Here is a 10,588-nt window from a genome sequence, read left to right as displayed (position 1 = left end):
TCGGGTGACGCTCGCAAGCTCGCTAACGCAGTCGCCTGCGGAGGGAAACCCTCCTTTACTCGCTGTCTCACCGTGTAAGCGCGTAAGCGCGTCAACCAAAACGCGAAATCTAAAAAACCTACCCATAAGAACTACCCCCCACTCCCCATTAAAATTATCGAGAAAAAACAACATGGAAATTATTGCTTTACTTGTAGGTATTTTTGGTACTGGGACTGCTGCTGGTTGGTGGGTAATTCGGAATTTGTACTATATTTGTCAGCCTAGCGAAGTGCTAATTTTCGCTGGTAGTCGCACTGCGGTTATTGATAACCGATCGGTTGGATACCGCTTGGTTAAGGGAGGTAGTAGCATTCAAATCCCGCTGTTGGAGAAAACTTTCCGCATGGATTTGACTAACATGATTATTGAACTAAAAGTATCCAATGGATATTCTAAAGGCGGGATTCCCCTGACAGTAGAAGGGGTGGCGAATATTAAAATTGCTGGGGAAGAACCAACGATACATAATGCGATCGAGCGACTTTTGGGTAAAACTCGCCAGGATATTGAACAGTTAGCCAAGGAAACGCTAGAGGGAAATCTGCGGGGGGTGTTGGCAAATTTGACGCCAGAACAAGTAAATGAAGATAAAATTACCTTTGCTAAAACCTTGCTAGAAGAAGCCGAGGATGATTTAGAAAAGCTGGGATTGATATTAGACAACCTGCAAATTAAGAATATCTTTGATGAGGTACGTTATTTAGATTCTATTGGACGCAAACAACAAGCCGAATTGTTGCGAGATGCACGCATAGCTGAAGCCAAAGCCAAAGCTGAGGCGGTGATTAAAACTTCTGAAAACAACCGCATTACTAAACTTAGACAAATTGATCGAGATTTGGAAATTGCCAAAGCGGATGCAGAACGCAGAGTCAGAGATGCACTCACCAAGCGGACAGCCATGATAGCGGAGGTAGAGGCGGTAGTAAATGCTCAAGTGGCAAAGGTACAAGCAGAAGTAGCCGTGCAAACTGAACGCATCAAACAAGTAGAAAACCAACTGCAAGCAGATGTGGTTGCACCAGCAGAAGCCGAATGCCAAAAAGCGATCGCCAAAGCCAAAGGAGATGCATCTCGCATTGTAGAAGAAGGCAAAGCCCAAGCAGCGGGAACACTCCGTCTAGCAGAATCCTGGCAAAATGCCGGCACATCAGCGCGGGAAATCTTCATCTTCCAAAAATTGGAACCACTATTGAAAATGTTGGCTGCGGGAGTACCAGAAGTACAAGTACAAAATTTGACCGTAATTGATGCCACTGATGGTAATAATGTTCCCAAAATCGCGTCTTTTGTAGAGCAGTTACGCCAAACTACTGGTATCGATGTTACTAAGGTAATCAATCAACTCAATTCTGAAGGCAACAACCTCAAGAAACCACCAAAAATTGGTTAACTTTGTAGTTTTGTCGTAGTTAAAGGAGCTATAATCAAGAAATATTCTAGCTCCTGAAAGACTGATTAGCTTACCAGTTAAATAGACGAATATTATTAAAGTTAATCACATCGATATTTATACTTTGAAGGTAACTTGCTAACTTCAAGTCATCTGTGAGTACAAGATACTTCCCTCTAGCTAAAGTTAGAATTCCAGAGTCAGTCAGTCCGAACTTAATAAATTTATCAGTATTAACAGCAACAATACTCTCAATATAATGTTCATTCAAAATAGCCACATTTTGAGCAAATTCAGCAAATCTTACAAAGCACTGAAAACGTTCAGGTTCACCTAGCTGATTTGCAAGGCTATTCACTTCTGTTAAAATATTAGGTGTCGTTATAAATTTTTGAAAATAGTTTAAGATTTGCAACAGTAGCTCGTAATCTTCTGAGATAAATTGCTGAGTTCTGTTAAATCTTGATATCCGTTCTTTATTGACACTGCCGACTAAAAATAGAAGCAAAATATTGGTATCAATTATAATTCCCTTGTGGCGATAACGGCGAATAAGAGAATCAACGACATCTTTCATACTTGTCTAATTTTCATCGCTTCTACTTCCCCAGTTTCCGAGTTGATCCTAAATAGTTTATAAACACGCTCAATTTGTCGAGAAGAATTAAAAAGATTCCTTGTAACTTTTTCACGATCAAAACCTAATGTAATCAACCATAAACCCTTATCTTCAGATAATTCAACCTCTTCAAGCCTCAAATCTGGTAATGAATAACCCATTATATCTTGTAAAGATTTAATATACTCATAGGCAGCGTTCACAGCTGTTTTTACATCAATCATTTTTTGAATTTCTCACTTTTTAAATTTATTAATATTATAGTCATTGATCATTTATAGTTCAGCACAGCATTGCATAAACTCGTCGCAAGTTAAATTTAAAAAACTCCGCGTTACTCTGTCTTGAAAAGTTTCCTACGTCGAGGAACTCAGCTTTCCTTCGGAACGCGAACGCGAACGAGGGACTTTTTGCTGCGCTAACCTCTGCGTTTAAACTTCCAATCTCAATTAGTGGGTAATTCCCCTATCTATAACAGGTGTATCCAACCCCCAAAGCAACCCAAGACGCCGCTACAATAGTACCCTAAAGAAAGATTATGCCTAAATAGTGACACTATGACCTCTGCTATGACCGTCAAAACTAAGTATGAAGCGATCATTGGTCTTGAAACCCATTGTCAACTGAGTACCAATACCAAAATTTTTTCTAGCAGCTCTACAGCCTTCGGTGCTGACCCTAACATGAATATTGACCCGGTTTGCATGGGTTTACCAGGGGTCTTGCCCGTACTCAACCAAAAAGTTCTAGAATATGCTGTCAAGGCAGGTTTAGCCCTCAACTGTCAAATCGCCAAATATAGCAAATTTGACCGTAAACAGTATTTTTATCCCGACTTACCTAAAAATTATCAAATTTCTCAATATGACTTACCAATCGCAGAACATGGTTGGTTAGAAATTGAATTAGTCGATGCAGAAGGCAACCCAGTTCGCAAACGTATTGGTATTACGCGTCTACATATGGAAGAAGACGCCGGAAAATTGGTACACGCAGCAAGCGTTGGCGGAGCCTCTCGGAACGAAACTCGCCTTTCCGGTTCTACCTATTCTTTGGTAGACTACAACCGCGCAGGTATACCGTTAGTAGAAATCGTCTCAGAACCAGATTTGCGTTCTGGGCAAGAAGCGGCTGAATACGCTGAAGAATTACGGCGAATTGTACGATACCTTGGTGTCAGCGATGGCAACATGCAAGAAGGATCTCTGCGTTGTGATGTTAATATTTCTGTACGTCCGGTAGGACAAAAGGAATTTGGTACCAAAGTAGAAATTAAAAATATGAACTCGTTCAACGCCATCCAACGAGCGATTGAATACGAAATTGAGCGACAAATCGCCGCCGTCGAAGCAGGAGAACGGATCATCCAAGAAACGCGTTTGTGGGAAGAAGGTTCGCAACGTACAATTAGTATGCGAACTAAGGAAGGTTCCAGCGATTACCGCTACTTCCCCGAACCAGATTTAGCACCAATTGAAGTCTCAAACGAACAGTTAGAAAAGTGGCGTAGCGAACTACCAGAACTACCAGCCCAAAAACGCCACCATTACGAAAGCGATTTGGGACTTTCGGCTTACGATGCGCGGGTGTTGACAGAGGAGCGTTTCGTGGCTGAATATTTTGAAGTTGCGATCGCAGCTGGTGCAAATCCTAAAGCCGCAGCTAACTGGATTACTCAAGATATCGCCGCCTACCTCAACAAGCAAAAACTCAACATCGGCGACATCGCCTTAACCCCTGCTAATCTCGCTAATGTAATTACTCGCATCGAAAAAGGTAAAATCAGCAACGCTCAAGCTAAAGAAAAGCTAGCAGATTTACTGAGTGGTGTTTCTCCTGAGAAAGCTTTTGCTGGTCAAGAACTCATCAGTGATCCTAGTGTATTAGAACCAATCGTTGATGAAGTTATAGCCGCCAACCCTAAAGAATTAGAAAAGTATCGCAGTGGTAACACCAACCTCAAGGGCTTCTTTGTTGGTCAAGTATTAAAAAAGACAGACAAACGTGCCGATCCCAAGTTAACTAACGAACTAGTAGAGAAAAAACTCAATACCTAGCTTTTGGTAGTTTTTTCACAAAATCTTCACCAAAACCTCAAAAAAGCGGGTGATGACCCTCATATCGGAAATGTTAGACTATGGTATGTAGATGCACCCTGATGATCTGGAGAGCTACTTAAGTGGCTCTCTTTATTTATGGGGAGTGGGGAGTAGGGAGTGGGGAGTGGGGAGTGGGGAGTATAAACCCTGTGATTTGAGGGTTTTGAGTAATCAATAATGTCCTAACTGCCTATATTTCTATGATGCTCGTAAGTAATTCGTAATTAATACATACTTTAAGAACGTTAACGCTCAGAATAATATAAAGTATGAATAAAATGCACTCTGATGATCTGGAAAGTTACTGAAAGTGGCTCTCCTTTTGACAATGGAATGTAAAGGATAATGGCAGATTGGCAAAAGATAACTGGTGGTGTCACAGCAGCTAGGGGATACAAAGCGGCAGGAATTACCGCAGGACTAAAACCTTCGGGGTTGCCAGATTTAGCTTTGATAGTGTCAGACGTAGAAGCGATCGCAGCTGGTGTATTTACTACTAGCCAAGTAAAAGCCGCCTGTGTCGATTATTGCCGTCAACGCTTGCAAGCCAAACACGGCGCCCGTGCTATTTTATGTAACGCCGGACAAGCCAACGCCGCCACAGGAACTCAAGGCTGGTTTGATGCCCTAGAGTCAGCTATGGCATTAGCCCAAGTACTGAAAGTACCCTCCGAATCCGTATTGCTAGCTTCTACCGGTGTAATTGGGCAAAGAATTCCCATAGAAGTACTCAAAGCCGGAATTCCCAACTTAGTAGCAGCATTATCAGAAACCGGCTCAGATGCCGCTGCTGGGGCAATTATCACTACAGATTTAGTCACAAAATCCATAGCCTTAGAGACAACTATCACCGATCGCCCGGTGCGAATTGGTGGGATCGCCAAAGGTTCCGGGATGATTCACCCCAACATGGCAACAATGCTGGCATTTGTCACCTGTGACGCAGCAGTTTCGCCCCATCTTTGGCAACAAATGTTAGCCAGGGCAGCTGAGAGAAGTTTCAATTCCATCACCGTAGATGGTGATACCAGCACCAATGACAGCTTAATCGCCTTAGCAAACGGCCAATCCCGCACCCCAGCAATTACCGAAATGGGTGCAGAAGCAGAGAAATTAGAGGCAATGTTAACAGCAGTATGCCAGCATTTAGCCAAGGCGATCGCTCGTGATGGTGAAGGGGCAACTTGTCTAATTGAAGTGCAAGTTACAGGCGCACATGACGAACAATCAGCTCGGCAAATCGCCAAAACCATTGCTGGTTCATCCCTAGTTAAATCTGCAATCTTCGGACGTGATCCCAACTGGGGACGCATCGCCGCCGCCGCTGGACGTGCAGGTGTGCCGTTTGAGCAAGAAAATCTCCAAATTAAATTAGGGAATTTCCTAATGCTAGAAAATGGTCAACCTTTGCCATTTAATCGTCCAGCAGCGAGTACATATTTGAAACAAGCGGCCGCTGGTGCTTATCTTGAAGAAGATACGGTGTTAATCTCCGTCAGCGTTGGCAATGGTCATGGTACAAGTAAAGCTTGGGGTTGTGACTTGAGTTATGATTATGTGAAAATTAACGCCGAATATACAACTTAAAAATTCAAAATTCAAAAATAACTGAGATTTTGCACCATTCTTAATAACTGTAGGGTGGACACTGCTTATCAAATAAAAGTCAGGGTTTGAGCAAACTATAGGCAGTTTCCACCTGATAAGCTGTTCCATATATAACTTGCATAATTAGGGCGGGCAAGATGCCCACCCCACAAGAGTTTTATTTAATTTGATTATGTAATTTAGATGTTTTTTAGCTTATCAAGTTCGGGAATTACTTATTATTAAAATTTCTCCCTGTCCCCCGTGTCTCCGTGTCAGCCCTAACGATAAGTCTTCAGACGAACACGATATGACAATCATTTTGGAATTCAGAGTGTACCTTTTGGGAATCTTGCTACATGTAGCGTTTTGCACAGAAGCGATATGACTTCACAAGAAAAAACTCAACGCATTCAATTAATTTTTAATTTTTCACCAGAACTTTATCAGACACTAAATAAACTATCTCAACAAATTCAAGCAGAAAATGCGGAAGTATTGATAAAGGCGATCGCACTCTTGGAAATAGCAACAGAAGCCAAGCAAAAAGGCAAACATCTCCAGATTGTAGACGAAAATCAAAATTTAGAAGCAGATTCAATAGATTTAGCCAATATAATTGCTCATCAAGTTGAAAAACCACTGGTTATATCAAAAATTAACTTAGATTCACAACCCGACACAGAACTTGAGCGCAAACTACGAGAGATTAAATTTAAGCAAGAATTAAGAAAAGATTGGATATTATTTATTGCCAGAGATATAGTAATCTTTTCTACCCTCATCCTTTTCTTTTTGATTATTACTGGCTATTCTCTGTTAACTCTACTTAGGGCTTGCTGAAAAATCTTCTGGCTGGGGTAGCGAACAGTTTCATCCTGGTTTTTTGTCATATACCAATCCTAAATCATTCGCGGTCTCCCTCTTTGGCGGAGACTATATCTAATTAGCTGAGAAAAAAGTATCATTCTGTACAAAAATCCTGCATTACCTATAAACATTAATTTACTTAAATTTTTTTGGACAAAACACCTATCTTGTGAACATTCCCTAAATTTGATTGCTATATTATACTAAATAACTCTTTTGGCAAGGATTTAAAAGCTGTGCGGGACGATTTACAAGGCTTAGAAATTAGTCGAAAGGAACTACAAAAACTAACTAACTTGCCTGTTAAGGATGAGCTTATAATCATTACAAACCCTCTGAAAAACTTGAGCCAAGAATTTATCACAAAAGTTCAAGGTTCCGAGGGTGTAACTGTAGCTTTTATTGGATTTTCTGCATTTGTGTTTTGCTATCTGATATTTGATGTTATTGTTAAAATATTTGCCAATTGGCTCACAACTCCATCTTGGATATTGTTAATAGTTTTAGGACTTTGGGTTGGTGGTGCTACACAAATTATTTTATACGTTCTCTGGAAAAACAGAATTAAATTTGTCAAAAGAAATATGACAAGCTCATTGCAAATTCTCTTAAACGATGTTGATAGATATAATTCTGTGATTAAAGCAATAGACATCAACGACCAAATAGAAGAAGCAGGTAACTCAGAAGTAACTATCCAAGAAAGAGAAACAATTGTCGAAGCACTTAAACTCACTAGAGCAGATTTGATTCGTGCTTTAAAGACAGAAAGAATATTAAGAGAAAATCAAAGCTTTATTCTCAAAAACACAGAGTTATTTGTCAATAATTTAGCAACTTTAACAGCCATGCAAGTCACCGAACAAGCTACTGAACATGGAAGGCTGCTAAATGAAGCGCTGCAAATTGCATTAGATGTGCAACACGAAATGAAAAGGTTACAGAGCCAGCGTTAAATAAACTGATAACTGATTCTATAATCCTGCTCACGACAGCGATCCCCGGTTTAACATAAAGAAATATTCATGAAACGATCGCTTACTAGCATGGACTGGACAGAAATTAGAGGCAACTGGGTGATCATTCCCCGAAATCCCGTCGGTATCATTCATTTCTTGGGAGGTGCATTCGTCGCCACTGCACCCCACTTAACTTATCGTTTATTATTAGAACAACTTGCCAGTAAAGGATATGTTATTATTGCTACACCTTTCGTTAATACGCTGGATCATACTGCGATCGCCAAATCTGTGCTACTCAACTTTGACCGCACTCTCGAACGCCTACAAGATTCTGGCGCATTACGCAAACTTTATCTCCCCATCTACGGTATTGGTCACAGCATGGGCTGTAAACTCCATCTACTGATTGGTAGTCTCTTCAAAGTCGAACGCGCAGGCAATATTTTAATATCCTTCAACAACTACGCTGCCCGCGATGCCATACCCCTAGTGGAACAGTTTAATACTACTTTTGCGATCGAGTTTACCCCAACACCTCTAGAAACCAACCAGTTAGTCCAACAACGCTATAACGTCCGCCGTAACTTACTCATCAAATTTAACAACGATAACCTTGACCAATCAGCAGCTTTAACCAAAATTTTGCAAGCACGCTTTTCGGAAATGGTGACAGCACAAATTTTAACTGGAACTCACACCACACCATTAGGTCAAGATATCAAATGGCAAAGTGGAGCGTCTTTCACTCCCTTTGACGCCTTTGGCCAATGGTTCAAGCAAGAAGTTTACCGAGACTTGAACCAGCTACAACGTACAATCCTTTTGTGGCTTAATCCTCTTTCACCTCCATGAGATTTTATGCTGTTCAAAAAATATTAACAGATAAGTTTTAGCATAAAAATAATCATTTCCTATTACATATAAAAATCTTACTAAAACTATTAATGATTCTCTCCCGCGTTTTTTATGTTTCAAATATTAGTAATTGATGATGACTATTCAATACAAATACTCCTGAAGAGGATGTTAGAAAAACAGGGTTATGAAGTAGTTGCTACCAGCGATGGAGAAGAAGGAATTAGCCAAGCACTTGCTTGCCATCCAGCACTAATAATTTGTGACTGGATGATGCCAGGATTGAATGGTTTAGAAGTTTGCCATCGTATAAAGACAGATCCCAAGTTATCCACTACATTTTTTATTTTATTAACATCCTTAGATTCCGTTGCCGATCGCGTCAAAGGGCTAGATGCTGGTGCTGATGATTTTATCTCCAAACCCATCGAGCAAAAAGAATTACAAGCACGAGTCAGAGCAGGATTACGTCTACATCAATTGAGTCGGGATTTGCAAACCCAAAAATTGCTTTTAGAGGCAGAACTAGCAGAAGCGACAGAATACGTGCGATCGCTTCTCCCTGTTCCCATGATTGAGCCATTCAATATCAATTCCCGATTTCTACCTTCGCGGCAACTTGGTGGCGATTGTTTTGATTACTATTGGCTTGATTCTAATTATCTAGCAATCTATTTACTAGACACTGCCGGACACGGACTTAAAGCCACTCTTCCCTCTGTTTCAGTACTGAATCTACTGCGTTCTCGTGCCCTCAAAAGTTTGAATTATTATCAACCCAGTGATGTACTAAAGGGTTTAAATGATACCTTTCAAATGAACTATCAAAATGATAAGTACTTTACAATTTGGTACGGAGTTTATAACAGAGTCAAACGCGAATTAATTTATGCTAGCGCCGGACACCCACCAGCAATCTTAATCACCGGGAAATCTCCCAAAAATTCTGAAGTTAAACTATTAAAAACTTCTGGAATGCCAGTTGGGATGTTTCCAGAAGCAAAATACGTTGATGGATTTTGCAATATCGAAAGATTTAGTAATCTTTACATTTTCAGCGATGGAGCTTATGAAATTACTAAACCAGATGGTACTCTGTGGAGTTTGGATGCTTTTATTGAGCTACTAGTAAGCTTACAGCATCCCTTTGACGACCAATTAGAGCAAGTACTAAACTACCTGATCGCATTGAATGCTAGAGAAAACTTTGATGATGATCTATCTATCCTTCAGATTAAATTTGATTAATTAATTTTGAGATACCAAGTTTTGATTAAACGCTTCTTGGCTAGGAAATATTTCAAACACCTTATCCATATTCGTGAGTTCAAGTAATATCCTTACTTGCTCATTAATTGAGCAAACGACTAACTTTATATTAGCTGCACGTAGAGTTTTAAAAGCCAATACTAAAGCACCTAGACCAGAACTATCCATAAACGTCACATTTTGAAAATCAACTAACACAATTTTGGCTACATTTTCGCTGATAATTGGAGTTATTTTTTGCCGAAACTCTTGTGAGGTTGCGGCGTTGAATTTACCACTGAGTTTAATAACTTTTACTTGCTCTTTCATAATGTGCCACGCTGATTTATAGATAATGATGCCCTGTTTTTGCTAGTATATCCCAATCATATAGCATTTAAAAAAAGCTTACCAGATAAAAATCAGGAATTAATCAAAACATAGTTTTTATCAGTGCTTCTAGATTATAAAAGACAAATTATCAGTGATTTTGTCTGATACCTATTTTAAACTTATTAGTATAATTCCGAATTCCAGCACATAGAAAAATACTTATTAAAAGCTGTTTTCAACACATTATATCTATTAAGAAAAAAGCTATAGGAGTATAAAGAAGCGTGAGTGTATAGAAAAAACATTTTTATCCTTTGATTGTGAACTCTGTTATGGTGTCTATTACACGAATTATGAGCCACCAAAATCTACTTTCTATTCATACAGATTGTTTTTTACATTTCCTAAGTCCTGTTGGTATAGAAATCATATTTAATTTCTGCGAAGCCAGTCCTGTTAAGCATTAAGTGTTAACTAGTTCCGTGGGTTTAAGTCCCCCGGTTCTATAACTGGCAAGTTTTGTGTATTACGAATTACGCGCTTCGCAGCGTAAAGCCTGCGGCATAGCTTCGCTTAGAGC

General features: G+C 39.9%; 10 protein-coding genes. 7 read left to right on the top strand and 3 right to left on the bottom strand.

Translation table 11 applies throughout. The features are described 5' to 3' along the window. The first annotated feature begins 172 nt into the window (after positions 1-172). Entirely contained in the window at positions 173-1,435 is a 1,263-nt protein-coding gene (locus AC5JMF_RS24385) for a flotillin family protein (protein WP_495798288.1), read from the top strand. Positions 1,436-1,505: 70 nt separating this feature from the next. On the opposite strand, the gene AC5JMF_RS24380 is transcribed toward AC5JMF_RS24385, so the two are convergent. Together AC5JMF_RS24380 and AC5JMF_RS24375 are read right to left on the bottom strand one after the other, a co-directional pair. Further along, positions 1,506-2,012 (bottom strand): PIN domain-containing protein, encoded by a 507-nt coding sequence (locus AC5JMF_RS24380; protein WP_495798287.1) that lies wholly within the window; start codon positions 2,010-2,012, stop codon positions 1,506-1,508. After that, positions 2,009-2,278, bottom strand: coding sequence for a hypothetical protein (locus tag AC5JMF_RS24375; protein WP_495798286.1), 270 nt, complete (start codon positions 2,276-2,278; stop codon positions 2,009-2,011). The genes AC5JMF_RS24380 and AC5JMF_RS24375 overlap by 4 nt, the downstream gene beginning before the upstream one ends. Positions 2,279-2,611: 333 nt before the next feature. On the opposite strand from AC5JMF_RS24375, the gene gatB reads away from it, so the two are divergent. The 6 genes from gatB (at position 2,612) to AC5JMF_RS24345 (ending at position 9,675) form a co-directional block, all read left to right on the top strand. After that, the gene (gatB, locus tag AC5JMF_RS24370; RefSeq protein ID WP_495798285.1) at positions 2,612-4,111 is read left to right on the top strand and encodes an Asp-tRNA(Asn)/Glu-tRNA(Gln) amidotransferase subunit GatB; all 1,500 of its coding nucleotides are present in this window, start codon (positions 2,612-2,614) and stop codon (positions 4,109-4,111) included. 387 nt (positions 4,112-4,498) lie between these two features. Continuing rightward, positions 4,499-5,740, top strand: a complete 1,242-nt coding sequence (gene argJ, locus AC5JMF_RS24365; RefSeq protein WP_495798284.1) for a bifunctional ornithine acetyltransferase/N-acetylglutamate synthase — start codon at positions 4,499-4,501, stop codon at positions 5,738-5,740. A gap of 384 nt (positions 5,741-6,124) precedes the next feature. Beyond that, on the top strand, positions 6,125-6,583 hold the full coding sequence (locus tag AC5JMF_RS24360) for a hypothetical protein (protein WP_495798283.1): 459 nt from the start codon (positions 6,125-6,127) through the stop codon (positions 6,581-6,583). A gap of 263 nt (positions 6,584-6,846) precedes the next feature. Further along, positions 6,847-7,566, top strand: a complete 720-nt coding sequence (locus tag AC5JMF_RS24355) for a hypothetical protein (protein WP_495798282.1) — start codon at positions 6,847-6,849, stop codon at positions 7,564-7,566. 90 nt (positions 7,567-7,656) lie between these two features. Then, positions 7,657-8,424 (top strand): DUF1350 family protein, encoded by a 768-nt coding sequence (locus AC5JMF_RS24350; RefSeq protein WP_495798289.1) that lies wholly within the window; start codon positions 7,657-7,659, stop codon positions 8,422-8,424. Positions 8,425-8,538: 114 nt separating this feature from the next. Further along, positions 8,539-9,675, top strand: coding sequence for a PP2C family protein-serine/threonine phosphatase (locus AC5JMF_RS24345; RefSeq protein WP_495798281.1), 1,137 nt, complete (start codon positions 8,539-8,541; stop codon positions 9,673-9,675). Here the strand turns inward: AC5JMF_RS24345 and AC5JMF_RS24340 are convergent, their stop codons facing one another. Continuing rightward, a complete protein-coding gene (locus AC5JMF_RS24340) occupies positions 9,676-10,005 on the bottom strand; it encodes an STAS domain-containing protein (RefSeq protein ID WP_495798280.1) in 330 nt (109 codons plus the stop codon). Between the last annotated feature and the right edge of the window lie 583 nt (positions 10,006-10,588).

It is taken from the genome of Desmonostoc vinosum, assembly GCF_059505385.1.
The sequence above is the reverse complement of the archived record's forward strand: the minus strand, read 5'-3'. Positions and strand labels throughout refer to the sequence as shown.

What these genes read in the sequence shown, in the direction of transcription:
- AC5JMF_RS24385 (WP_495798288.1), top strand. Translation starts at nt 173, where the DNA reads ATGGAAATTATTGCTTTACTTGTAGGTATTTTTGGTACTGGGACTGCT.
- AC5JMF_RS24380 (WP_495798287.1), bottom strand. Translation starts at nt 2,012, where the DNA reads ATGAAAGATGTCGTTGATTCTCTTATTCGCCGTTATCGCCACAAGGGA.
- AC5JMF_RS24375 (WP_495798286.1), bottom strand. Translation starts at nt 2,278, where the DNA reads ATGATTGATGTAAAAACAGCTGTGAACGCTGCCTATGAGTATATTAAA.
- gatB (WP_495798285.1), top strand. Translation starts at nt 2,612, where the DNA reads ATGACCTCTGCTATGACCGTCAAAACTAAGTATGAAGCGATCATTGGT.
- argJ (WP_495798284.1), top strand. Translation starts at nt 4,499, where the DNA reads ATGGCAGATTGGCAAAAGATAACTGGTGGTGTCACAGCAGCTAGGGGA.
- AC5JMF_RS24360 (WP_495798283.1), top strand. Translation starts at nt 6,125, where the DNA reads ATGACTTCACAAGAAAAAACTCAACGCATTCAATTAATTTTTAATTTT.
- AC5JMF_RS24350 (WP_495798289.1), top strand. Translation starts at nt 7,657, where the DNA reads ATGGACTGGACAGAAATTAGAGGCAACTGGGTGATCATTCCCCGAAAT.
- AC5JMF_RS24345 (WP_495798281.1), top strand. Translation starts at nt 8,539, where the DNA reads ATGTTTCAAATATTAGTAATTGATGATGACTATTCAATACAAATACTC.
- AC5JMF_RS24340 (WP_495798280.1), bottom strand. Translation starts at nt 10,005, where the DNA reads ATGAAAGAGCAAGTAAAAGTTATTAAACTCAGTGGTAAATTCAACGCC.